The 22886-nt window shown below is 67.8% G+C and carries 24 protein-coding genes; 1 reads left to right on the top strand and 23 read right to left on the bottom strand.

Features of this window, described 5'->3' with window-relative positions:
- Nucleotides 1-116 precede the first annotated feature (116 nt).
- From AC27VL_RS05945 to hisS, 17 genes are all read right to left on the bottom strand, one after another.
- Nucleotides 117-575, bottom strand: coding sequence for a hypothetical protein (locus AC27VL_RS05945; protein ID WP_191077776.1), 459 nt, complete (start codon nt 573-575; stop codon nt 117-119).
- A 288-nt stretch (nt 576-863) separates the two neighbouring features.
- Entirely contained in the window at nt 864-1595 is a 732-nt protein-coding gene (locus AC27VL_RS05940; RefSeq protein WP_191077777.1) for a copper homeostasis protein CutC, read from the bottom strand.
- Nucleotides 1592-2590, bottom strand: coding sequence for a glycosylasparaginase (locus AC27VL_RS05935; protein ID WP_191077778.1), 999 nt, complete (start codon nt 2588-2590; stop codon nt 1592-1594). Before AC27VL_RS05935 ends, AC27VL_RS05940 begins: the two co-directional genes overlap by 4 nt.
- Nucleotides 2591-2642: 52 nt before the next feature.
- Nucleotides 2643-3665 carry a glucokinase gene (locus AC27VL_RS05930; protein ID WP_089240843.1) on the bottom strand — a complete coding sequence of 341 codons (1023 nt, stop codon included), beginning with the start codon at nt 3663-3665 and terminating at the stop codon, nt 2643-2645.
- Between the two features lie 85 nt (nt 3666-3750).
- Nucleotides 3751-4035, bottom strand: coding sequence for a hypothetical protein (locus AC27VL_RS05925; protein ID WP_025874818.1), 285 nt, complete (start codon nt 4033-4035; stop codon nt 3751-3753).
- A gap of 48 nt (nt 4036-4083) precedes the next feature.
- Nucleotides 4084-5673, bottom strand: a complete 1590-nt coding sequence (locus AC27VL_RS05920; protein WP_488765817.1) for a calcineurin-like phosphoesterase C-terminal domain-containing protein — start codon at nt 5671-5673, stop codon at nt 4084-4086.
- A gap of 65 nt (nt 5674-5738) precedes the next feature.
- On the bottom strand, nt 5739-6359 hold the full coding sequence (gene hisIE, locus AC27VL_RS05915; RefSeq protein WP_100552406.1) for a bifunctional phosphoribosyl-AMP cyclohydrolase/phosphoribosyl-ATP diphosphatase HisIE: 621 nt from the start codon (nt 6357-6359) through the stop codon (nt 5739-5741).
- Nucleotides 6349-7125, bottom strand: coding sequence for an imidazole glycerol phosphate synthase subunit HisF (hisF, locus tag AC27VL_RS05910; RefSeq protein ID WP_488765816.1), 777 nt, complete (start codon nt 7123-7125; stop codon nt 6349-6351). The genes hisIE and hisF overlap by 11 nt, the downstream gene beginning before the upstream one ends.
- Nucleotides 7119-7853, bottom strand: a complete 735-nt coding sequence (hisA, locus tag AC27VL_RS05905) for a 1-(5-phosphoribosyl)-5-[(5-phosphoribosylamino)methylideneamino]imidazole-4-carboxamide isomerase (protein WP_488765815.1) — start codon at nt 7851-7853, stop codon at nt 7119-7121. Before hisA ends, hisF begins: the two co-directional genes overlap by 7 nt.
- Complete coding sequence (hisH, locus tag AC27VL_RS05900) at nt 7850-8452, bottom strand: imidazole glycerol phosphate synthase subunit HisH (RefSeq protein ID WP_488765814.1); 603 nt, start codon at nt 8450-8452, stop codon at nt 7850-7852. Before hisH ends, hisA begins: the two co-directional genes overlap by 4 nt.
- Nucleotides 8449-9522, bottom strand: coding sequence for a bifunctional histidinol-phosphatase/imidazoleglycerol-phosphate dehydratase HisB (hisB, locus tag AC27VL_RS05895; protein WP_488765812.1), 1074 nt, complete (start codon nt 9520-9522; stop codon nt 8449-8451). The genes hisH and hisB overlap by 4 nt, the downstream gene beginning before the upstream one ends.
- Nucleotides 9519-10613 carry a histidinol-phosphate transaminase gene (hisC, locus tag AC27VL_RS05890; RefSeq protein ID WP_488765811.1) on the bottom strand — a complete coding sequence of 365 codons (1095 nt, stop codon included), beginning with the start codon at nt 10611-10613 and terminating at the stop codon, nt 9519-9521. Before hisC ends, hisB begins: the two co-directional genes overlap by 4 nt.
- A complete protein-coding gene (gene hisD, locus AC27VL_RS05885) occupies nt 10610-11905 on the bottom strand; it encodes a histidinol dehydrogenase (protein WP_191077783.1) in 1296 nt (431 codons plus the stop codon). Before hisD ends, hisC begins: the two co-directional genes overlap by 4 nt.
- Nucleotides 11902-12813: an ATP phosphoribosyltransferase gene (gene hisG, locus AC27VL_RS05880; RefSeq protein WP_100554107.1), complete on the bottom strand. Its 912-nt coding sequence runs from the start codon at nt 12811-12813 to the stop codon at nt 11902-11904. Before hisG ends, hisD begins: the two co-directional genes overlap by 4 nt.
- Nucleotides 12814-12847: 34 nt before the next feature.
- Nucleotides 12848-13156, bottom strand: coding sequence for a YerC/YecD family TrpR-related protein (locus tag AC27VL_RS05875; RefSeq protein ID WP_025874839.1), 309 nt, complete (start codon nt 13154-13156; stop codon nt 12848-12850).
- 194 nt (nt 13157-13350) lie between these two features.
- On the bottom strand, nt 13351-13620 hold the full coding sequence (locus AC27VL_RS05870; RefSeq protein WP_488765809.1) for a hypothetical protein: 270 nt from the start codon (nt 13618-13620) through the stop codon (nt 13351-13353).
- A 23-nt stretch (nt 13621-13643) separates the two neighbouring features.
- Entirely contained in the window at nt 13644-15041 is a 1398-nt protein-coding gene (gene hisS / locus AC27VL_RS05865; RefSeq protein WP_100552400.1) for a histidine--tRNA ligase, read from the bottom strand.
- Between the two features lie 139 nt (nt 15042-15180).
- On the opposite strand from hisS, the gene AC27VL_RS05860 reads away from it, so the two are divergent.
- Nucleotides 15181-15933, top strand: a complete 753-nt coding sequence (locus AC27VL_RS05860) for a Crp/Fnr family transcriptional regulator (RefSeq protein ID WP_478032725.1) — start codon at nt 15181-15183, stop codon at nt 15931-15933.
- A 102-nt stretch (nt 15934-16035) separates the two neighbouring features.
- Here AC27VL_RS05860 and thrC read toward each other — a convergent pair whose 3' ends face one another.
- The 6 genes from thrC to AC27VL_RS05830 all read right to left on the bottom strand — a co-directional run bounded on the left by thrC (nt 16036) and on the right by AC27VL_RS05830 (nt 22851).
- Nucleotides 16036-17325: a threonine synthase gene (gene thrC, locus AC27VL_RS05855; protein WP_488765808.1), complete on the bottom strand. Its 1290-nt coding sequence runs from the start codon at nt 17323-17325 to the stop codon at nt 16036-16038.
- A 29-nt stretch (nt 17326-17354) separates the two neighbouring features.
- Nucleotides 17355-18269, bottom strand: a complete 915-nt coding sequence (locus AC27VL_RS05850; RefSeq protein ID WP_488765806.1) for a homoserine kinase — start codon at nt 18267-18269, stop codon at nt 17355-17357.
- Nucleotides 18266-20770: a bifunctional aspartate kinase/homoserine dehydrogenase I gene (gene thrA, locus AC27VL_RS05845; protein ID WP_488765805.1), complete on the bottom strand. Its 2505-nt coding sequence runs from the start codon at nt 20768-20770 to the stop codon at nt 18266-18268. Before thrA ends, AC27VL_RS05850 begins: the two co-directional genes overlap by 4 nt.
- Before the next feature lie 85 nt (nt 20771-20855).
- Nucleotides 20856-20993, bottom strand: a complete 138-nt coding sequence (locus tag AC27VL_RS05840) for a hypothetical protein (RefSeq protein WP_164745120.1) — start codon at nt 20991-20993, stop codon at nt 20856-20858.
- Between the two features lie 138 nt (nt 20994-21131).
- Nucleotides 21132-22082: a DMT family transporter gene (locus tag AC27VL_RS05835; RefSeq protein WP_100552395.1), complete on the bottom strand. Its 951-nt coding sequence runs from the start codon at nt 22080-22082 to the stop codon at nt 21132-21134.
- A 70-nt stretch (nt 22083-22152) separates the two neighbouring features.
- Nucleotides 22153-22851 (bottom strand): helix-turn-helix domain-containing protein, encoded by a 699-nt coding sequence (locus AC27VL_RS05830; protein ID WP_100552394.1) that lies wholly within the window; start codon nt 22849-22851, stop codon nt 22153-22155.
- Between the last annotated feature and the right edge of the window lie 35 nt (nt 22852-22886).

The following is a 22886-nucleotide window of genomic DNA, read 5'->3' as shown; positions in this document are numbered from 1 at the left end:
TCCCGGACTCTAAGAAAATCATATATTTGCGAAACATCGCTGAAAGAACTACGCACGAAGCGATGACACGATTGCGACAAACACGCGCGGAACGGTTTTGTCCGTCTTCAACGACTTCAAAGGTCCGGTGGATCTGGAACAAACCAGCCATCGCGGAGGACGTAGTGGCTTGATGCGTTGCCTCCGGGTCCGATACCCCACCATTCGATGGTGAACCCGTCGTCCTGCCAGGTCACGGAAGAAAGATCGGATTCACTGCCGGGGCTTCCCGAGTTCTGACTGGCGAGGGAGACGGTCTCCAGGCAGCTGCTGATCACTATATTGCCGCGTTCGATGGGCTTCGGCCGGGTCAATTCGTAGACGAACAGATGTATCTCGCGCCCCGCGCCACAGCGGCCCGTCGGATTGGAGGTGTTTGAATCGAACACCTGATACAGCGCCCGAAAGCGCTTGTTTCCAAGCATATGTACGCGAGTGTCGACGAACGCGCCTGTAGCAGCGGGTGCCAGCGTCACCCCGCTCAGCATAGCGCGGATGCTGTTTTCCTCCGGACCGGCCGCCTTCCAGATCAACACTGGTGACTGTCCTTCATCCGCAGCTATTGCGGCGGTTGGCAGCAGACAGAGAAGTAGCAAGAGCAGTCGAGGCATGCGGAAGGAGGATCGTTGCCACAGGGAGTTGGACCCCACTGTCGACAATCCTGACTTGCTCGTCCATTCGGAAACACGGATGCCCCTGCTCTCCGCTGTTTGGCGGACGGACTGTCCATCCGCGCATGTCAGAAGCGTCACTTTTCGGCAACGGGTTCGCGTTCGGCAATGGGGTCGGAGCCCTTCTGCGAAGGGATCCAACCCCGGCAGCTCTCAGGCGTCCAGCGCCTTCCGCAGTGCGGTCACTGTCGCCGTGTCGGTCTGGCTCCAGTCCGGGTCCAGCCCGCGCAGGGCCGGGTTCTGGAACTGCATGGCCGAGCACCGCTGCCCCTTGGCCGAGGCATGCAGTTCGACGCAGCCGGTCCGCCACGCCACGGCGGCGATGTTGCCGGGGCCAAGCCCGGCACCAGCCATGACGCTGATCCGGCCGGCCGCCTGTGCGACCAGCGCGGCCAGTACCTCGGCACCGGTTTCGGCGCTGGCCTGACCGCCGGAGGTCAGTACCCGCTGGCAGCCCAGCCCGATCACCTGTTCCAGCGCCGCCGGCAGATCGCGCGCGGCATCGAACGCACGGTGGAAGGTCACCTGCAGCGGGCCGGCCGCCCGCACCAGTTCCCGGCACAGCGGCAGGTCGATGTCGCCCTGCGCATCCAGCGCACCGATCACCACGCCATCGCAGCCCAGCGCGCGGCACTGGGCGATATCACGCAGCATCAGTTCGGTTTCCAGCGCGTCGTAGTGGAAATCACCCGGGCGTGGTCGCACCAGCACGAACAACGGAATCTGCAGCCGCTCGCGGGCGATGGCGATGCCGGCAAACGACGGCGTAGTGCCGCCCTCAGCGAGATTGTCGAACAGTTCGATGCGGTCTGCGCCACCGGCCTGCGCGGCCAACGCCGAGGCCACCGAGTTGCTGGCGATCTCCAGCGTCAGGCGCACGCTCACGCCTGCGTGCTCGCATAGATCGACGGCGAGTCGCGCAGGTCATCCTGGCGCTGCGCATCGCACACCGCATAGACGAAGCCACGATGCAGCGCATAGGCACCGACCTCGCCCTGCTTGTTCATCGCCAGGAAGCAGACCTGCAGCGTGCGGCTCGCTTCGGGGCGCTTGCGCACCACGCGGTCGATCGCCTCGCGGCACGCCTGTGCCGGTGAACGCCCCTGGCGCATCAGCTCGACCACCAGGAACGAGGCCGCGTTGCGGATCATCTCTTCGCCCACACCCGAGGCGGTGGCGGCGCCCACTTCGTTGTCCACGTACAGGCCAGCGCCGATGATCGGACTGTCGCCCACCCGGCCGTGCAGTTTCCAGGCCATGCCGCTGGTGGTGCAGGCACCGGCCAGATTGCCCTTGGCATCCAGCGCCAGCATGCCGATGGTGTCGTGGTTGTCGGTGTTGCCGGGTAGACCGCGGCGCTCGGCATTGATCTGCGGCGCGTACTTCTCGGTCTTCAACCATTCGCGCCACGCCGCTTCGGCCTTCGGGGTCAGCAGGTGCTGCCGCTCGAAGCCCTGCTGCACGGCGAACTGCTGGGCGCCCTCGCCCACCAGCAGCACGTGCGGGCTGTTCTCCATCACTTTGCGGGCCACCGAGACCGGATGCAGGATGTCGACCAGCGCAGCGACCGCGCCACAGCGGCCATCGCCGTCCATGATGCTGGCGTCCAGGCTCAGCACGCCGTCGCGGTCCGGGTTGCCGCAATGGCCGACGGTGGGGTTGCACAGCTCGCTTTCGGCCCAGCGTGCACCGGCTTCCACCGCATCCAGCGCACTGCCGCCCTGCGCCAGCACTTTCCACGCGGTCTGGTTGGCCGGCACGCCGAAGTCCCAGGTCGATACCACCTTGGCTCCGCCCTGCGTACGCGCCTTCACCACCGGCAACGCTGCCACACCTGCGGCCAGTGCACCGGCCTGCAGGAACTGCCTGCGATCCACCATCTTCGCCTCCGTCTGCATGCTGCGCCCGCCGGCCCGATGCCGGCAGCGCCGATCAATCGTGCGCGGGCGTCCGCGCTGCGTGCCAGGCCGCTGCACCGAGCACGCCCAGCTGGCCATGTTCGACCCGCCACACCGGCACCTGGCGCAGCACGTCGGTCAGCACGCCCTTGTTGAGGAAGCGCTCACGGAAACGGCCGTCGGCCAGGAAGTCCTGCACATGGGTGGAAATGCCGCCGGCCAGGTACACCGAGCGCGCGCCGACGGCGATCGCTGCGTCACCGGCCAGGCTGCCCAGCCAGGCACAGAACACCTGCAGGGTCTCCACCGCCAGCGCATCGTCGCCTTGCCGCGCAGCCGCGATCAGCGCTTCGGTGCTGGTCCATTGCGGCGCCACGCCGCGCAGTTCGCACAGGCAGGGATACAGGTTCATCAGGCCGCTGCCGGACAGCACGCGCTCGTTGTCCACGTGCGGCCAGCGCTGCAGCAGCTGGCCCAGCACATGCAGTTCCAGAGCGTTGCCGGCCCCCAACGCAGCGTGGCCGATCTCGCTGGCCAGCACCGGGCGCTCGCCATCGGCGAAGCGCAATGCCGCCCCCAGGCCGGTGCCCGGCCCCAGCACCAGCGCCGGGAACGTCTTGGCCGGATCGGCATCGCCGTTCAACGGCACCAGCGTGTCGGCCTGCAGATAGGGAATGGCCAGCGCCACCGCTTCGAAATCATTGATCAGCTGCAGGTCGGGCAGGCCCGACTCGCGGCGCGTTGCCGACAGCGATACCGTCCACGGCAGATTGGCGTTGATCAGGGTGTCGCCGTCGAGCAGGCCGGCGATGGCGACCACCGCGCTGGCCATCGGCTGGCCGAGGCTGGCGGTGAAATCGGCGAGGATCGCCGCCAGGCTGGGGTGGTCGGCACAGGCGTAGGTGCGGTAGCTGCCCAGCCGCGGCGCCTGCCCCGGCACGGTCTCGGCCAGCGCCAGACGGGCGAAGGTACCGCCGACATCGGCGACCACCAGGCTGCGTGGAACGCCGCTGCGGGCGGGTTCGGATGGAACCGGGGACACTGCTGCAACGTTCACGCTGGCCTGCTTGGATCGATTGAATCGTCCCGATTCTCAGGCATCCGCCGGCCTTTGCCTAGCGCGGCGACAGCGGCACCCGGGGTCACATGCCTTCCTGCTCGGCCACCTGCACGCCATCCACCAGCACCCGCAGGCGCTGCGGACGGAACCCGGCGAACAGCAGCGGCCGGGTCCGCTCCACCAGCACTTCATGGCCGGCGATATGGCGCTGCCACGACTGTACCAGCGAGAACGAGAAATGCGTGCCTGGATGAAGCGGGTGCTGCACCCATACCTTCTCGCTGGCGCTCTGCAGCATCATCGCGCCGGTGAACCAGTGGCGGCTGAGGGTGACCGGCGTGGTGCCGGCCATGAAGCGGATATCCATGCTGCGTCCTTTCGTGATGGAGGTGCGTGACGGAAGCCCGGCCCGCGCTCAGGGCTGCGCGGTCTGCAGGCTGTAGCTGGTGCTGGCGGTGAACACCGCACCATCCGGCTGGGTGGAACGCACCTCCACCTTGTGGCTGCCCACGGCCAGATCGGTCGGCAACGCACCACGCCACAGGTGCGGCGATGCGGTGGCTTCCGGCGAGCGGTCGTAGCCGCGCAACGTGGAGGCGAGATCGTCGGCGACGTTCTCCACCATCAGCCGCGGATCAGGCTGGCTGACCTGCTTCATCGGCTGCCAGGCGCCGCCATCGACGCGGTACTCGACCACGCTGGCGTCCTCGCCCATGTAGACGTTGGCGTAGATGCCCCACGCCGGGTACGCGCCCTTGCGCAGCACCTTTGGCGCATGCAGGCCGATCTGCTCGCTGGCTGCCGCACCGGCCACCCGGTACTGCAGGCGGTAGCTGCCGTTGCCGGCCACGTCCAGCAGCGCATAGCCCTTCGGCGTGCCATCGCTCATGGTGCTGTCCGGTACGCCGGCGGCACTTTTCACGCCCGACCAGAACGCACCGCAGTTGGCACCGACGTTGTACTCGTGCAGCGGCCTGGCACCCTGCCAGCCGTCAGCCTTGCCGTGGTAGACGTGCTGCTGGGTGTGGCTGTGGCCGCTGAGCACCAGCACGTTGCGGAAGTCCTTCAGCAGGTCGAACAGGCGCTGACGGTCGGCATGGCGGAAGGTCTCGCGCCCCGGTGCCGCATCGAACAGCGGGATGTGCATGCCCAGCACCAGCAGGCGGTCCTTGTGCAGGCCCTTCAGATACGCAGCCAGGAAGGCGAACTGATCCTCGCGCAGGCCGCCGACATACTTCGGCTTGGCATTGGGGTCGTACACCACGTCGTCGAGGAACACGAAGCTGGCGCCGCCCTCCTCCACCGCATAGGTATCGGGGCCGTAGATGTTGCGCCAGCTGTCCAGCGAATGCGCGTCATTGGCCGCGTCGAAATCCAGGTCGTGGTTGCCGGGCACGTGGAACCACGGCACGCCGAGTTCGGTGGTGACCTTGTTGATCGCCGGGTACAGGGTCAGATCGTCGTTGACGATGTCACCCAGCGTGGTACCCAGACGCGCCTTGGTCTGCCCCACCAGCGGCGCCACGATCGACTGCTGGTAGTAGCCGATGTCCTGCAGGCTGGCGGTCTGCGAATCGGTGAACACCAGCATCTGGAAGCCACGACGGCTGTCATGCCGGTCGTTCTGCAGGGCGAAATCCCAGTTGCGGGCGACGTCACTGGTGGCCGCGATGCCGCCGTACTTCAGCGCAGGGGAACCGTTCGGCCGGTAGTGCCGCCAGAACGACGGCAGGCCGTCGGCAGCCTTCGGGAAGGAATAGGCATCGGGCTTGATGACGAAGACCGTCTGGCCGTCACGCACCGGCAGGCTGTAGCTGCCGTCGGCAGCGGTCTTGACGATGGTTTCGCCATTGGACACCTGCACGCCGGCCAGGCCCGGATCGGTCGCACCGCGGCCCGGCTTGCCGTCACGCTCCAGATAGACCTTGCCGCTGACCACGGTGTCTGCGGCCCAGGCCGGCGAGGTCAGCAACAGGCAGCACAGCCAGACGGCAGGCAGTTTCATGGGGGCGGTCCGGGAAAAAGAAGACGCCATATTGTAGGTGCGGACCGTTGGTCCGCACACCTTGTTCAACGATGGCGCTTTTCCAGCACGTCGCGGGCATCTTCCAGCGACAGCCCACGCGCGCGCAGCAGCACCAGCAGGTGGTACAGCAGGTCCGAGGCCTCGCCCAGCAATGCCTCATCGTCCTGTGCCACTCCGGCCAACGCCGTCTCCACGCCTTCTTCGCCCACCTTCTGCGCGATGCGACGGATGCCGCCTTCGAACAGGGACGTGGTGTAGCTGCCGGACGGACGCAGCGCCTCACGCACGGCGACCAGCTGGTCCAGGCCACCGAGGAAGTCCTTCGGCGCGCCATCGAAGCAGCTTTCCGCCCCGGTATGGCAGGTGGGGCCTGCCGGGCGCGCCAGCACCAGCAGCGTATCGGCATCGCAATCGACGCTGATCGCCTGCACCACCAGCACATTGCCGGACTGCTCGCCCTTGGTCCAAAGGCGCTGCTTGCTGCGGCTGAAGAAGGTCATGTGGCCGATCGCCAGCGTCGCTGCCAGCGACTCGGCGCTGACGTAGCCCAGCATCAGCACCTGCAGGGTGTCGATGTCCTGCACCACGGCTGGCAACAGTCCATCACCTTTGTCCCAGTCCAGCGTTTCCAGCGCCTGCGGCGACGGCCGCACATCAATAGACATCTCGTACCTCGATCTGCTGCTCGCGCAGGTAGCGCTTCAAGTCGGCAATGGCGATGGCGCCACTGTGGAACACGCTGGCCGCCAGCGCACCGTCAACGTCGGCCTGGTCAAAGGCCTGGGCAAAGTGCTCCATCGCACCCGCACCACCCGACGCGATGAGTGGCACCTGGCACAGCGCACGTGCCTGCCGCAGCTGCTCCACGTCGTAGCCGCGGCGCACGCCATCGCTGTCCATGCAGTTCAGCACGATCTCGCCGGCACCCCGGCGCTGCGCCTCGACGATCCAGTCCAGCGTGCGCAACGGCACCGCCTGGGTCTTGTCCGGGTCGCCACTGAATCGGCGCACGCGCCACTGGCCGTCTTCCTCGCGCACCGAGTCGACACCCACCACCACGCACTGCACGCCGAATTCTTCAGCCAGTTCGGTGATCAGTTCCGGGCGGCCCAGCGCGGGTGAGTTGATCGAGATCTTGTCCGCACCAGCGAACAGCACGCGACGCGCTGTCTCCACACTGTCGATGCCACCGGCCACGCAGAACGGGATATCGATCAGGCGCGCGATGCGCTCGATCCAGGCCACGTCCACCGAACGTGCCTCCGGGCTGGCGCCGATGTCATAGAACACCAGCTCGTCGGCGCCCTGGTGGCGATAGCGCTGGGCCAGTTCGGCGATGTCCCCCATGTCGACGTGATCGCGGAAGCGCACGCCTTTGACCACGCGGCCATCGCGTACGTCCAGGCAGGGAATGATGCGGCGGCTCAGCATGCCAGCGCCTCCGCCAGGTCCATCCGCTGTTCCAGCAGCGCTTTGCCTAGAATCGCACCGCCGCAACCGGCGGCCTGCGCCGCAGCCACATCGGCCACATCGCGGATACCGCCCGACGCCTGTACCGCCACGCCCGGCAGCAACGCCGCCAGGTGCTGGTACAAGCTGATGTTCGGGCCGGCCAGCATGCCGTCGCGGGCAATGTCGGTGCACAGCAGATGGCGCATGCCCGCCTGCGCGTAGCGTACGGCCAGCGCATCCAGGGTCACCCCCGCGTTTTCGGTCCAGCCGTGCACCGGCAACTGCCACTGCCCCTGCGCGTCCTGGCGCGCATCGAGGGCAATGGTCAACCGTTCCGGGCCGAACTCGGCCAGCCAGCCGATCACCTGTTCGGGCTCGCGCACCGCCAATGACCCGATCACCACGCGACTGGCGCCGGCATCGAGGATGCGCGCCACGTCGTCGCGGCCACGCACACCGCCACCGGTCTGTACCTGCAGCGGCGTCTGCGCACGGATTGCGGCCAACAGCGGCGCCAGCGTATAGCCACCGGCGCGTGCGGCATCCAGGTCGACCAGGTGCATCCACTGCGCGCCCTGCGCCGCGAACGCCTGCGCACGCGGCAACGGATCGTCGCCATAGTGGGTTTCCTGCGCGTAGTCGCCCTGGCGCAGCCGCACCACGCGGCCATCACGGATATCCAGCGCGGGATAGACGGTGAAACTCATGCAGCGGTGCCCTCAAGGAAATTGCGCAGCATCAGCGAACCGGTGTCGCCGGACCGCTCTGGATGGAACTGGGCACCGAAGTAGCGGCCCTGCTCGACCACCGCAGTGAACAGCCCATCGTGGTCGCAGGCGGCCACGGTATGGCTGTTCAGCGGCGCGGCGTAGCTGTGCACGAAGTACGCACTGGCGCGCTCGGGAACCCCCTGCAGCAGCAACGACGGGCGCAACGGCAGCAGCCGGTTCCAGCCCATGTGCGGCACACGGATGCCACAGGCCGGCACCAGCTTGCGCACCACCCCGGGGATCAATCCCAGCGTATCCACGCCGGCCTCTTCGGAGCGATCGAACAACAGCTGCATGCCCAGGCAGATACCCATCAGCGGCACCTGCAACTGGCGCAGCGGCTCGACCAGGCCCTGCGCATGCAGACGCTGCATGCCGGGGCCGGCCGCACCCACGCCGGGCAGGATCACCCGTTGCGCGCCGGCCAGGCCAGCGGGGTCGCGGACCAGGCGCACCGTGGCACCGAGCCGTTCCAGTGCGTAGCGCACCGAGCCCAGGTTGGCGCCGCCGGCATCGATCAGCACGACCTCGCTCACAGCGCCCCCTTGGTGGTCGGCAATGCGGTGCCCTGCCGCGCAAGCGCAGGCCGCAACGCACGCGCCAATGCCTTGAAGCAGGCTTCGACCTTGTGGTGGTCGTTGTCGCCGCGCACCTGCAGGTTGAGGTTCAGGCCGCTGGCATCACACAGCGACCGGAAGAAGTGCGGGACCAGCTCGGTCGGCATGTCGCCCACACGCTCGCGCTTGAACTCGCCGTCGAACACGAAATACGGGCGGCCACTGAAATCCAGCGCAGCGCTGGCCAGGGTTTCATCCATCGGCAGGGTGAAGCCGTAACGGCCGATGCCACGCTTGTCGCCCAGTGCTTCGCGCAGGGCCTGTCCCAGCGCAAGGCCGGTGTCTTCGATGGTGTGGTGTTCGTCGATGTGCAGATCGCCCTCGGCGCGGATGTCCAGGGCGAAGCCACCGTGCTTGCCGATCTGTTCCAGCATGTGGTCGAAGAAAGGCAGGCCGGTGTGGATGTGCGCATCGCCGGCACGATCCAGATCTAGTTCGACACGGATCTTCGTCTCCTTGGTATTGCGCTGGACCACCGCCGTACGCGGCGCATCGGCAAGTGCGTGGGCAATGCCCGGCCAGTCCCACTCACCACCAAACTGTTCGGTGCGCAGTTGGAAGCCACGGATGTTGAGGTTGTCGGCGAACTGCAGGTCGGTGATGCGGTCGCCGACCATGCCAGAGCGCGCCCAGTCGATGCTGCGGTCCTGGAGGTAGGCGGTCATCAGGCCGATGCCCGGCTTGCGCGTCGGCGCGTTGTCGTGCGGCCAGCTGCAGTCGACCAGCACATCACGGAAAACGATGCCCTGGCTTTCGAAGATCTGCAGCATCAGGTCATTCGGGCCATCGAAGCTGGCGCGGGGGTAGCTCTCGCTGCCCAGGCCGTCCTGGTTGGTGACGATCACGAACTGGTAGCCGGCATCGCGCAGTTTCAGCAGCGCCGGGATCACCTGCGGCACGAAGCGCAGCTTCTCGTAGGCATCGATCTGGAAATCCGCCGGTTCCTCGATGAGGGTGCCGTCGCGGTCGATGAACAGGATGGGCGTCATGCCGCAGCCCTCCGTGCCGACAGGGCCGCAAGCACGCGGTCGTTCTCCTCGGGGCTGCCGATGCTGATGCGCAGTGCATCGCCCAACTGCGGCGCAGCGCGCTGGTCGCGCACCACCACACCGGCAGCGAGCAGCGCGTCGAACGCAGCCTGCGCATCGGCAAAACGGACCAGCAGGTAGTTGCCGGCCGAGGCGTACACCCGGCGGATGCCCGGCAGGCCAACCAGCGCGGTGCCCAGGCGCTCGCGCTCGGCGATGACCGTGGTCACGCGTTCGGCGGTGCGTGCCAGCGCGGCCGGCTGCAGTGCCTGCACAGCCAGTTCGGCGCACGGCGCCGGCACCGGGTATGGCGCCTGGCAACGGCGCAGCACGGCAATCAGTTCCGGCGCGGCGATCAGGGTGCCGATACGTGCGGCCGCCAACGCGTGGGCCTTCGACAATGTGCGCAGCACCGCCAGGTTGGCGTGCGCGGCAAGCAGCGAGGTCGCCGAAGCGCGCTGCGCGTACTCGACATAGGCTTCATCCACCACCACCAGTGCCTGCCCACGCAGGGCAACGGCCACGCGCTCGATCTCCGACAGCGGCATATCGCTGCCGGCAGGATTGGACGGCGCGCACAGGAAAACGAGCGTGGCGCCCTGCCCCTTCGCAGCGGCAATCACCGCATCCAGGTCCGTGCGCAGGCCCTCTTCATCATCGATCAGTGGGACTTCAATCAACGGCGCACCCTGCAACCGCGCGCAGACCGCGTACATGCCGAATACCGGCGGCGTCACCAGCACGCCATCGCGGCCCGGCACGCACAGGGCGCGCACCAGCAGATCGATCGCTTCGTCGCTGCCACGGCCTACCAGCAGCTGTTGCGGCTGCACGCCGTACAGCGATGCCAGCGCATCACGCAGCGCAGCCGGTTGCGGCTCCGGGTAGCGGCGGCTGCCGCCGGTGGCGTCGGCCGGATTGGCCCACGCCGATTCATTCGCGTTCAACCACACCTCACCCTGCACAGCGCTGCTGCGCGCCGAACTGTAGCCGGCGAAGGCCTGCAGATCCGAGCGCACCAAGGCCAGCACGCCGTCGATGTCCGCGCTCATGCGGCCACCTCCATGCGCAGCGCCACCGCACGTTCGTGCGCGTCCAGCCCTTCGGCGCTGGCGATGATGCGTGCGCAGCCACCGATCGCGGCCAGGCCGGCGGCGCTGGCACTCTGCACGCTGATCAGGTTCTGGAAACTGGCCACGCTGACACCGCTGTAGGCACGCGCGGCACCGGCGGTGGGCAGCACGTGGTTGGTGCCGCTGCAGTAGTCGCCCAGTGCTTCCGGCGTGTAGTCGCCGAGAAACACCGAACCGGCCGCCTGCACCTGGCCCAGCCAGTCGCGCGGTTCACGCAGGGCCAGGATCAGGTGTTCAGGGGCGTAGCGGTTGCTGATCGCAAACGCATCCGCCAGCGATTCCACCTGGATCAACTGCGACGCCGACAGTGCCTGGCGGGCGATGTCCTGCCGCGGCAGCAAGGCCACCTGGCGTTCCACTTCAGCCTCGACGGCGGCCAGCATCGCCGCGTCATCGGTCAGCAGCAGTACCTGCGAATCCGGGCCGTGCTCGGCCTGCGACAGCAGATCGGCGGCGACGAACGCCGGATTGGCGCCGGCATCGGCAATCACCAGCACTTCCGACGGACCGGCTGGCATGTCGATGGCGGCGGCACCGTCTTGGGCAACCTGCTGTTTGGCCTCGGTGACGAAACTGTTGCCTGGCCCGAACAGTTTGTCGCTCGCCGGGATGCTCCCGGTGCCATAGGCCATCGCCGCGATCGCCTGCGCACCGCCCAGCTTGAACACGCGTTGCACGCCGGTCAGGCGCGCAGCCACCAGCACCGCAGGGTCGGCCGTTCCGTCGGCACGCGGCGGCGTGCACAGCACTACCTGCGGGCAACCGGCCAAGTGCGCCGGCACTCCCAGCATCAGCGCGGTGGACGGCAACGGCGCACTGCCGGCCGGCACATACAGGCCAACCCGGCCGATCGGCCGCAGCATGCGCTCGCAGACCACACCCGGTGCGGTTTCCACTGCATAGCCCTGGCCCATCCCCGCCTTGTGGAAGCGGGTGATGCGCTCGGCCGCCTCGACCATGGCCTGGCGCAGCGCGGCCGGCACGGTGGCTTCGGCGGCAGCGAACTCGCTGTCGGAAACTTCGAAATCCTGCAGGTCCACGCCATCGAAGCGCGCAGTGATCGCGCGCAACGCGGCATCGCCCTGCGTGCGCACCTGCGCGATCAGCGTGGCCACCGCATCACGGGTCTGCTGCGCCACGGTCTGCACCGGGCGGGTCAGCGCCGCGCTGCGCGCGGCCTCATCAAGTTGCGACCAGATAAGACGATTCATGCCAGTGACCGCTCCACGCTCAATACCATCAGGCCCTGGGCGCCGGCACGCTCCAGCTCTTCCATGCGCTGCCAGGTCAACGGGCCGGGGCACATGGTCTGCAGGCGCAACGCACCGCCATCGGCAGGCAAACGCACCAACGGTTCGGCATCGGCCAGCAGTTGCGCCAGCGCGTCGACGCGGTCCTCTGTGGCGCGGAACATCAGCAGCTTGCGGTCCTGCCGCTGCACCACACCGTCCAGGCGACGCAGCAGCATGCTGCGCAGGGCGCCACGGGCATCATCGGGAACGCGCACCGCACCGGCCAGCACGGCCTCACTGTCGAGCAGGTTGTGCACCGGGGTGAGCTGGTTGGCACGCAGGGTGGCGCCGCTGGAGACCAGATCGCAGATCAGGTCGGCGGTGCCCAGGCGCGGCGCGATCTCCACCGAGCCGGACAGCTCCACCACCTGCGCATCCACGCCTTGCGCGACCAGCCACTGCTTGAGGATGGCCGGGTAGCTGGTGGCGATGCGGGTACCGGCCAGTTGTGCGGGCCCCTGCCATTGCCACTCTTCCGGCACCGCCAGCATCAACCGGCATTGACCGAAGCCCAGCCCACGCAGCGCGTGGTAAGCATCCGGCAGACCGATCTGGCGACGCGCAGCGGCCTGCTCGTCCAGTTCGTTGCGGCCGACGATGCCGAGGTCGCAGACGCCATCGGCAATCAGGCCGGGGATGTCGTCGTCGCGCACCAGCAACAGGTCCACCGGCAGCGATTCGCCATAGCAGAACAGCTTGTCGCGGCTCTCGCGCCAGCTCAGGCCACAGGCGCTGAGCAGGTTGCGGGCGGGTTCGGCCAGCCGGCCACTCTTCTGGATGGCGATACGCAGCCGGTCTCGCGCCGGCGCTGCCTGGGTTGCACTCATGGGGGAGGTCTCGAAGTTCGGAACGGGGCGCGGATCAGCGCGAAGCAAGGCGGTCGACGGCGGCGGCATAGCCTCGATGGCCATGCTCGAGCGTGCGTGCCACCCGTCCGGTGGTGGTCACGCTGACGCCGGTGCGCTCGTGGATCTCGCGGTACGGCACGCCCTGCTGCAGCAGCGGCACCACCTTCCAGCGGTCGGCCATGGCTTCCAGCTCGGCCGGCGTGCACAGGTCACGCAGGAACGCGACCACCTGTTCCGGCTCGCGCAGGGCGGCAAAGGCCTGGGCCAGGGCGTCCAGATCGGCTTGCGGGTCTTTGGCGGCGATGTCGGGGCGGGCTTTCACGGGCAGGACTCTTGCATCAATGTAATAGCGTGTTAGTACATTAACGCATTCTTGCGCGCTGCGTCAAACCGCGAGGCCATGGGGTCAGATCCGTTTTCCCGGGGAAAACGGATCTGACCCCTGAACCGGGCGGCGGAAACGAAAACGCCCACCGGGCGGTGGGCGTTCGGATGCTGCGATGGACGTGGCCCCGATCAGGGCAGACAGCGGACCTCCGCCTGCAGCGCGCCGCGCCGCAGGCATTCGCCGAACAGGCTGCCCTGCCGGCTGGGATGGGGCCGCACGTTCTGCAGCGCCACGGCCCGGCCGGGGCACGCACGCTCGGCCAGGGCCTGCAGATCCCGCTCCAGCTGCGCCCGGTCGATCACATGGCAGCGATCAACCACCAGCTGGTACTGCGCCGGGCCGATCCGGGTGCTGCGCAGCGCCGGATCGCTCTGGCAGCCCGCCAGCAGGAGCAGCATCAGCGCCCCTGCGGCGGCGGGCTTCACGCCATGACCCGCGACTGCTCCAGCTCCACCTGCAGGGTGCTGGCCAGTTCGTCGCGCGAGATCTCGAACTGCTGCTCGCGCAGCAGGTCCTTCACCGCCACCACGCCGCGCGCCAGTTCGTCCTCGCCAGCCAGCACCACGAAACGGATACCGGCCTTGGCCGCGTATTGGAACTGCTTGCCGATCTTCTTCGGCTCCATCTGCACTTCGGTGTTGATGCCACCGGCGCGCAGGCGACGGGCAATGTCCAGCGACTGCGGCATGCCCTGCTCGTCCATCAGCGCCACCAGCGCCTGCACGCTGCTGGCCTCGATGCCCTCGATCAGGCCGGCTTCGCGCAGCTGCCAGAACAGGCGCGACAGGCCGATGGAAATGCCAACGCCCGGCAGCTTGGACTTGCTGTAGTGGCTGGCAAGGTCTTCATAACGGCCACCGGAACAGATCGAACCGATCTGCGGGTGGTCGGTCAACGTGGTCTCGTACACCGTGCCGGTGTAGTAATCCAGGCCACGGGCGATGGAGAAGTTCAGGCAATACGCACTTTCCGGCACGCCCAGTGCCTGCACCAGCTGCAGCACTTCGCGCAGCTCGGCCACGCCGGCACGCAGGATCTCCGACGAACCGGCGCCGGCTTCCAGCGCCGCCAGCTGCGCCAGCGCATCGGCATGACCCTGCGAACGCACGGCGACAAAGGCAAGAATCTTCTCGACCTGTTCGGCCGGAATACCGAAGCCCTCGCCCACCAGCGTCTCGCGCACGTAGTCGGGGCCCCGCTTGTCCAGCTTGTCCACTTCGCGCAGCACCGCCAGCTGGCGCTCGCCTTCGGCCACGCCCAGGCTCTCGAAGAAGCCGCGCAGCAGCTTGCGGTTGTTCAGCTGGATGCTGAAGTCACCGATGCGCAGTTCGGCAAACACCGCGTGGATGACCGCCAGCACTTCGGCGTCGTAGCGCACGCTCAGGCTGTCCTTGCCGATCACGTCGATGTCGCACTGGTAGAACTCGCGGAAGCGGCCGCGCTGCGCACGCTCGCCGCGGTACACGCGCTGCATCTGGTAACGACGGAACGGGAAGGTCAGCTCGTGTTCGTGCTCGGCCACGTACCGCGCCAGCGGCACGGTCAGGTCGAAGCGCAGCGCCATTTCCGGCAGCGAGCGGTCGCCGGATTCGGCGGCGTTGGCCAGCGCGCCGGTGGACTGCACGAAATACACCTGGCGCTCGGTCTCGCCGCCGGACTTGGTCAGCAGCACATCGGACAGCTCGAACACCGGCGTCTCCACCGGCAGGAACCCGAAGCGCTCGTAGTTGCGGCGGATGACGTCCAGCATGCGCTGGAACGCAATCTGCTCGCGCGGCAGCAGTTCAAGGGTGCCGGGCGGGGTACGGGGCTTGATCACGGGCGGAACTCCTGCGGGAACGGGACGTGGGAGGGGGCGACATTCTAGCGCCCCGCATCGCGTGACCGTGGAATACGGGGTCCAACGGCCGCTTGAAGTATCATAAAGCCCTCCCCCGCCCGCGATACGCCCACGCAACATGTCCCGGCCTTCCGGCGCTCCGCCCGCCACCAACGACCCCGCCGCGCCGTCCTGCGCCACGCTGGACTGCCTGCACTGCTCGGTACGCCACCTGGCGGTGTGCTCTGCGCTGTCGCCCGATGAGGTGCAGGCGCTGGAACAGGTGACCGTGTCGCAGCAGTTGACGATGGGCAGCACCCTCGCCCGCAGCGGCGAAGAGCGCCAGCATGTCTATACATTGACCGGTGGCGCGCTGCGGCTGGTGCGCACGCTTGCCGATGGCCGCCGCCAGATCAATGGCTTCGTGCTGCCCGGCGATTACCTGGGCCTGAGCGGCAGCGACCACCATCGCTATGACATCGAAGCCATCGCCGACAGCCGCGTCTGCCGCGTCGCCCTGCCGCAGATGAAGGGCCTGCGCGCGCGCTATCCGCACCTTGAGCGCAAGCTGCTGCAGCGCGCCTGCCAGGAGCTGGATGCTGCGCAGGATGCCGCACTGGCGCTGGCGCGCCTGCAACCGGCGGAAAAACTCGCTGATTTCCTGCTTCGCCTGGCCGCGCGCGAGGCCAAGCTGGGCGGGGATGGCCTGCGCGTTTCGCTGCCAATGGGCCGCGGCGACATCGCCGATCACCTGGGCCTGACCATGGAGACGGTCAGCCGCACCTTCACCAAGCTGCGCCAGCAGGGTCTGATCGCCCTGCCCCATCTGAACGTCGTTGAGATCCTCGACGAGGATGGCCTGCGCAGTCTGGCCGGTGAAGTGCAGGGCTGAGCGCCCTGACGTTGCTGGGTTTGCCGGCCAGCGGCCGGCACTACCAGAAGCACGCATCGCGGGTAGTGCCGGCCGCTGGCCGGCAACCACCTGGATCTTCGCTCAACGCAACAACACCTCGCGCAACGCCGCGTACTCGGCCGCCAGCGGCTCGGCATGCGCTGGACGCTGCAGCAGCGCGTCCAATGCCGGCGGCACCGCCACCGTTTCGCCGATCAACGGCTCCACCACCGCCTCGAACTTGGCCGGGTGCGCGGTAGCGACTACCGCCCAATCGCCCTTGGCGCCGCCCGCGCGCAGATCCTGCAGCACCTTCACCGCCGTGGCCGTGTGCGGGCAGAAGAGCTCGCCATTACTGGCATGGACACTGGCGATGGTCGCGCGGATGGTCACGTCATCCACTGCAAAGGCGCGGAACGCTGCACGCAATTCCTCGTCGTCGCCTTGGTACAGCCAGCGCAGCCGCTCGAAATTGCTGGGAGCGCCGACGTCCATGGCGTTGGCCACGGTCGCGACGCTGGCCGCGGGCTGGTACTGGTCGCCACCAAAGTAGCGTGGCAGCACCGCATTGGCATTGGTCGCCAGCACGATCTGCCCGATCGGCACGCCCAGCGCGCGTGCCAGTACCGCCGCCATCGCGTTGCCGAGATTGCCGGTCGGCACCACCAGGTTCAAGCGCCGTTGATGCTGCGCATGATGGGTCAGCGCCGCGTGCGCGTAGTAGCTCATCTGCGGCAGCAGCCGGCCCAGGCTGATGCTGTTGGCTGAACTCAGCGGTACCTGTGCCTGCAGATCGCGATCGGCCAGTGCCTGCTTCACCATCGCCTGGCAATCATCGAACGAACCGGCTACCCGCAGCGCCTGGATGTTGTCGCCGAAGCAACCGAGCTGATGCGCCTGTCGCGGTGACACCCGCCCATCGGGGTACAGCACCACCACGCGTACACCAGGCTGCCGATGGAAGGCCGCCGCCACGGCCGCGCCGGTGTCACCGGAGGTAGCCACCACGATGGTCAGGTCGCGGTCCTTGCCGGTCTGCAGCCGCGACAGCACACCGGCCAGGAAACGCGCACCGATGTCCTTGAACGCAGCCGTCGGCCCATGGAACAGCTCCAACACGTGATCACCACTGTTGCCCAGCGCACGCAATGGCACGGGGAAATCGAAGGCCTCACGGCAGATCGATGGCAAGGCATCGGCCAGCGCATCCCCGTCGAAGAAAGGCGCCAGCAGGTCAGCGGCGGTGTCGGCCAGGGTCGCACCGGCCTGCAGCGTGCGCGGCGCCGGCAGCGCCTGCGGAACGTACAGCCCAGCATCAGGCGCGAGCCCGGCGGCGATGGCCGCACTGAGTCCAACAGCCGGCGACTGGCCACGGGTCGAAACGAATTGCATGGGATCGATATCCGGTAGGAAGGGAGAATTCAGCACAAGTGGGCTCCGGGTGCATCGAGTGGCGAGATCCAGGCATCGCTGTCGAAACCAGCAGCGGCGAAGGCCGCACGCACCGGTTCCGCTGCCGCGCGCGCCTGGTCGGCATCTTCAAACCAGGCGAATACGCTGGGCCCGGCGCCGGAAATGCCTGCGCCCATCGCGCCTGCAGCCAGTGCGGCGTCACGCGCCGCGTCGAAGCCAACGATCAGGCCCGCCCGCCGCGGCTCGACCAGCACGTCGCGCAGGCCGGCGCGCACCAGCGATGCATCACTGCGATGGCAACCACTCAATACCAGCGCCAGGTTGGCGCTCTGCGCAACGAATTCGCTCAGCGCGTAGCTGCCCTGCAGCGCCTGCCGCGCACGCCGGGTTTCCAGCACCGCATGTGGATGCACCAGCAGGCTGTGCCAGCTGGCCGGTACCGGAACCGGCACCAGGCGATCGGCCGTGCACAGCGCCACACCACCCAGCAGCAGTGGGCCGACGTTGTCGCCATGGCGGCCACCGCTGGCCACGGCTTCGCCATCCAGTGCGAACGGATACAGCGCCTCACGCGGCAGTGGCACATCCAACAACGCATTGGCCGCCACCAGTGCGGCCACGCAGGAGGCAGCCGATCCGCCCATGCCGGAGCCGAAGGGAATGCCTTTGTCGATCTCGATGGCAAAACCGAAGCCCAGTCCCAGCCCCTCACGCAGCGATATCAGCGCCGCGCCAGCGGTGTTGCCGGTGGCTTCCAGCGGCAGCTCCACCGCACTGCCGCGGATCGCATCGATGCGCACCCGTGGTTCGTCGATGCGACGCACGCTCACCGTATCGCCGATACCGGCGATGGCGTGGCCCAGGATGTCGAAGCCCACGGCCACGTTGGCCACCGATGCGGGCGCGAAGGCGCGTGCGATCACAGGCGCGCCCCTTCGCCGGCCGCCACCCGCAGCAGATCGGCGAACACACCGGCAGCGGTGACTTCCGGACCCGCGCCCGGGCCCTGCACCACCAGCGGGTTGTCGCAGTAGCGGCGGGTACGGAACTGCACCACGTTGTCGGTCAACCGCAGGTTGGCGAACGCGTGGTCCGCCGGCAGCTCCTGCAGGCCGACCGAGGCACCGTCCGGTCCCAGCCGCGCGACATAGCGCAGCACTGCACCGCGCTCGCGGGCGTCGTGCAGCCGTGCCAGCAGCGCGTCATCGGATGCGCCCAGACGGGCCATGAAGTCGTCCACGCTTCCCTCGCGCAGCAACGCCGGCACCAGGCTCTCGACCTGCACCTGCTCCAGGCTGAGTGCGTGTCCGGCCTCGCGGGCCAGGATCACCAGCTTGCGCGCGACGTCCACACCGGACAGGTCATCGCGCGGATCCGGCTCGGTGTAGCCCATCGAGCGTGCCTGCGCGACCAGTTCCGAGAACGGCTGGCTGCCGTCGAAGCGATTGAACAACCAGGCCAGCGTGCCGGAGAAAATGCCTTCGATCGCCAGCACTTCGTCGCCGGTATCCACCAGGTCACGCAGCGTGGTGATCACCGGCAGGCCGGCACCCACCGTGGCCTCGTAGCGGAAGCGCGCGCCACTGGCGGCGGCCGCCGCGCGGATGCGCTGGTAGCGTGCGAGCGGCCCGGCACCGGCCTGCTTGTTCGGGGTCACTACATGGATGCCTGCGGCCAGCCAACCTTCATAGCGCTCGGCAACCTCTGCGCTGCCACTGCAGTCGATCACCACCGCATGCGGCAGATGCGCGGCCAGCAGGTGCTCGGTGAACTGGTCCAGGTCGCTGGCCTGTCCGGCGTCCTGCAATGCCTGGCGCCAGTCTTCATGCAGCCCATCGGCCTCCAGGCGCATGCGCGAGCGTGACGCAAGCGCGCGCAGGCGCAGGTCGACGTTGGCCTTGGCCAGCAGCTGCGGGCGTGCTGCCAGCAACTGGTCCAGCAGCGCGGCACCGACATTGCCCGGCCCGATCACACCCACCGCGAACGTCTGCGGCGACAGCCAGAACCCCGCATGCGCGGCACGCAGCGCGCGGGTCGCATCGGCGCTTGCCACCGCCACCGAGATGTTGCGCTCGGACGATCCCTGCGCGATCGCCAGGATGTTCACCTGCGCCCGCCCCAGCGATTCGAACAGCCGCGCAGCTACGCCCGGCTGGCCCGCCATGCCATCGCCGACCGCGGCCAGCACGCTGACGCCCTCGCTGACCTGCACGCGCTGTACCTGGCCGGCAGCCAGTTCGTGCGAAAACGCCTGCACCACGGCATCGCGACCACGCGCCGCTTCGCCAGCACGGACAACGCAGCAGATCGAATGTTCGGAGGACCCCTGCGAGATCATCACCACCGAGACCTGCGCTTGGCGCAGCGCGGCGAACACGCGTTCGGCGGTACCCGGCACGCCGATCAGACCGGTGCCTTCCAGATTGAGCAGGGCCAGATCCGCGCTCAGCGTCAGCCCCTTTACCGGACCACGTGGCGAGCGCTCGGCGCTGATCCGGGTACCCGGATGACTGGGGTGGAACGTATTGCGGATGAAGATCGGCAGACCCAGCCGGATTGCCGGCGACATGGTCTGCGGATGCACCACCTTGGCCCCGAAGTAGGCCAGCTCGCAGGCCTCGTCGTAGCTCAGCGCGTGCAGCTGCACGGCCTCCGGCACCAGCCGCGGGTCGGCCGACAGCACGCCGTCGACGTCGGTCCAGATATGCAGTTCATCGGCATTGAACAGCGCGGCGAAGATCGCACCGGAATAGTCGCTGCCGTTGCGGCCCAGCGTGGTGACGCGATCCTGGCGGTCGCGGGCGACGAACCCGGTAACCACCACGCGCAGCTGCGGGTGCTGCAGCCGCCACGCGGCAAGGCGGCCGGCACTGGCATCCCAGTCGACATCCACGCCCAGTTCGCCATGGCCGACCACCAGCACATCGCGTGCATCCAGCACCGCGCAGTCCTCACCCAGCCCGCGCAAATGGGTGCCAAGCAACTGTGCGGAGAACACTTCGCCCAGGCCCTGCACGCGGTCGAGCACTTCGCGCGGCAGTTCACCGATCACCGCCAGGGCGGCCAGCACCTCGGCCAGCTGATCGAAGCGCGCGTCGATCCAGTCCACGGTGTCGCCCACCTGCTCACCCAGCAGCGCTACAGCGGCGCCGCGATGGCGTGCGCGCAGTGCATGCCAGGCCTCCTGCCAACCGGTATCGCCTTGGGCGGCCAGGTGCGCCAGCTCGATCAGCGCATCGGTCACACCCTTCATGGCCGAGACCACGCTGACCTGCAACGACTCGGGCCGGGCCAGCAGCAGGCCGGCAACATGGCGATAGCGCTCAGCGTCGGCCACCGAAGTGCCGCCGAACTTGTGCACGACAGTGGACGGCGCAGCCAGAGCGGACGCAGCAGGCGAATGGGTGGGGGCGATGGAAGACATGCAGACCTCGGTTGGAGGCCCCGTCGCATGCAGGTGGTCGAGTTTCCCCGTCACCTGGATGGTGCGGGGCCGTTGTTTTCGGGAGTTACACGAAGACGACGGGCCGCACCAGGGCAGTGGTGACGGTGGTGGTGGTAATGGTGGTGGTGATGGCGACCGGCGCAGTCGAACGGCCCGCGGTAGCGGGGGCGATCAGACGGGCGTTGGCGGCATCAAGGACCATGGCGTACAGAAAACACCGGCACGATGGCCGCTGTCAAGTGTTGCGGCGCAATATTTCTTTGCGGCGATCATCGGCCAACGTGCCGGCATTTGGTTGCAATTGAGACAAAACGGTGATCGTCGGCTTCAATGCGTCGATTCAGCCGACATGTTCGGTGATCGCGCGGGGCGTGCGGTGCGCATGCGCGCACAACAGCACGCCGCCGACCAGCAGCACGATCGCCAGCAGTTCCAGCAGGCTTGGCCAACGTCGCTGCCAGGCGAAGGCATACAGCAGCGCGAACAGGGTTTCGAACACGATCATCTGCCCGGTCAGGGTCAGCGGCAGCAGGCGACTGGCGCGGTTCCAGAACGCGTTGCCGAGGATCGAAGCGACCACCGCAACGCCCGCGCTGATGGCCCAGAACCCACTCCACTGCGCGGCCGTATGAGTCCCAGCGTGTCCGATGAACGCCATCGGCACCAGCAGCAGTGACAATCCGCCGGTAGTGACGCCGGTCAGCAGCGACCAGTCGTGGCTGGAAAGATCAGGCCGTCGCGCCAACCAGCGGCTGTTGCCGATGGAGTACAGCGCCCACGAAAACAACGCACCGAACGCGCACAGCAGGCCGATCAGGCGCTGCCGCCAGGGAGTGCCCAGGTGTTCGGACATCAGCGCTTCCCAGCCGACCATCGCCACCCCGAGCACGCACAGGCCCAGCGCCGGCAGCAACGGCTTCAACGGCACCGCGCCCTGCTCGCGCACGCCCACCAGGGTCACCACCACCGGAATCAGGCCGACAATCAACGAAGCAGCGGCGCCACCGGCCCACTGCACCGCCGTGGCCAACAGCAGGAAGTACACCAGGTTGCCGGCCAGGCTCAGCCACAACAGGCCGATCCACTCGGCGCGGCCGAGCTTCGGCGCCAAGCGCTTCCAGCGCGGCAGCAGCAGGGCCACCGCGATCAGGCCATAGACCAGATAGCGACCAGCGGAGAGCTGCAGTGCGTTGAAGGTGTTCAGCACGGCGGGCGCGAGGAAGACCACGCCCCACAGCGCACCGGCGGCAATGCCATTGGCGATGCCCAGAGCAATCGGGTTGTTGCGCATTGCAGGTTCTTGGTGGGAGAGCACAGGCCGCGAAGTGTAGGCGACAGAGGGAACGGCGTATTGACCGAGGCTACTGGCCGCCCGCCCGCCGCCATGCTGCCGGTGTCTGCCCGCATTCGCGGCGCAGCGCACGGGTCAGTGCACTCTGCTCGGAATACCCAGCGGCCAGTGCGATGTCGCTGATCGAAGCCGGGCTGACCCGCAACTGGTGCTTGGCCCAACGCAGGCGGCTGGCACTGAGCCAGGCCTGCGGGCTGACCCCGAACTCACACCGGAACACCGCATGCAGACGGCTTTCGCTGATGCCGACAAAAGCGGCCATGCGCGCTACCGACCACACCTGCCCGGGCATTGCCTCCACGGCAGCGCACAAACCCTGCAGGCGCGCACCGCTGCCCGCCGGGGCGAACATCCGCAGCAGTTCCGGCAGCAGCGCCGGCACCGGCTGCCCTGCCTGTACCCGGGCAAGCCGCTGCCGCAATGAGGCAGGTAGATGCAGCCAGCGCTGCCGGCACAGATGCTCCTGGGTCGCGTCATCGAGCACACCCGGCCCGCAGTCGACAATCACGAAACCGTTGGGGCCGTCGGCCACCTGGTCGTGTGCCTCGCCGGCAGCCACGAAGGCACCCTGCAACAGGTCAAGACGACCGCCCCTGCCCTCCATCTCGAACTGCAGCTCACCCTGCAGTGGCAACACCCACTGCGCATAGTCGTGGCGATCCAGGCCGGTGGCCTGGCCATAGTGTCGTAGATGGAAGATCGCGCCCATTCAACGAGTGTGCGCGCGCCGCTACCGGCCCGCAA

It is taken from the genome of Stenotrophomonas sp. 14P6.2.3, from assembly GCF_057799055.1.
This window is presented reverse-complemented; position numbering and strand designations above follow the sequence as displayed.

Excerpts from the sequence above, each read along its gene's own strand:
- AC27VL_RS05935 (WP_191077778.1), bottom strand. The coding sequence starts at position 2,590 with ATGGTGGATCGCAGGCAGTTCCTGCAGGCCGGTGCACTGGCCGCAGGT.
- AC27VL_RS05925 (WP_025874818.1), bottom strand. The coding sequence starts at position 4,035 with ATGGATATCCGCTTCATGGCCGGCACCACGCCGGTCACCCTCAGCCGC.
- AC27VL_RS05920 (WP_488765817.1), bottom strand. The coding sequence starts at position 5,673 with ATGAAACTGCCTGCCGTCTGGCTGTGCTGCCTGTTGCTGACCTCGCCG.
- hisIE (WP_100552406.1), bottom strand. The coding sequence starts at position 6,359 with ATGTCTATTGATGTGCGGCCGTCGCCGCAGGCGCTGGAAACGCTGGAC.
- hisF (WP_488765816.1), bottom strand. The coding sequence starts at position 7,125 with ATGCTGAGCCGCCGCATCATTCCCTGCCTGGACGTACGCGATGGCCGC.
- hisA (WP_488765815.1), bottom strand. The coding sequence starts at position 7,853 with ATGAGTTTCACCGTCTATCCCGCGCTGGATATCCGTGATGGCCGCGTG.
- hisB (WP_488765812.1), bottom strand. The coding sequence starts at position 9,522 with ATGACGCCCATCCTGTTCATCGACCGCGACGGCACCCTCATCGAGGAA.
- hisC (WP_488765811.1), bottom strand. The coding sequence starts at position 10,613 with ATGAGCGCGGACATCGACGGCGTGCTGGCCTTGGTGCGCTCGGATCTG.
- hisD (WP_191077783.1), bottom strand. The coding sequence starts at position 11,905 with ATGAATCGTCTTATCTGGTCGCAACTTGATGAGGCCGCGCGCAGCGCG.
- hisG (WP_100554107.1), bottom strand. The coding sequence starts at position 12,813 with ATGAGTGCAACCCAGGCAGCGCCGGCGCGAGACCGGCTGCGTATCGCC.
- AC27VL_RS05870 (WP_488765809.1), bottom strand. The coding sequence starts at position 13,620 with ATGCTGCTCCTGCTGGCGGGCTGCCAGAGCGATCCGGCGCTGCGCAGC.
- AC27VL_RS05860 (WP_478032725.1), top strand. The coding sequence starts at position 15,181 with ATGTCCCGGCCTTCCGGCGCTCCGCCCGCCACCAACGACCCCGCCGCG.
- thrC (WP_488765808.1), bottom strand. The coding sequence starts at position 17,325 with ATGCAATTCGTTTCGACCCGTGGCCAGTCGCCGGCTGTTGGACTCAGT.
- thrA (WP_488765805.1), bottom strand. The coding sequence starts at position 20,770 with ATGTCTTCCATCGCCCCCACCCATTCGCCTGCTGCGTCCGCTCTGGCT.
- AC27VL_RS05840 (WP_164745120.1), bottom strand. The coding sequence starts at position 20,993 with ATGGTCCTTGATGCCGCCAACGCCCGTCTGATCGCCCCCGCTACCGCG.
- AC27VL_RS05835 (WP_100552395.1), bottom strand. The coding sequence starts at position 22,082 with ATGCGCAACAACCCGATTGCTCTGGGCATCGCCAATGGCATTGCCGCC.
- AC27VL_RS05830 (WP_100552394.1), bottom strand. The coding sequence starts at position 22,851 with ATGGGCGCGATCTTCCATCTACGACACTATGGCCAGGCCACCGGCCTG.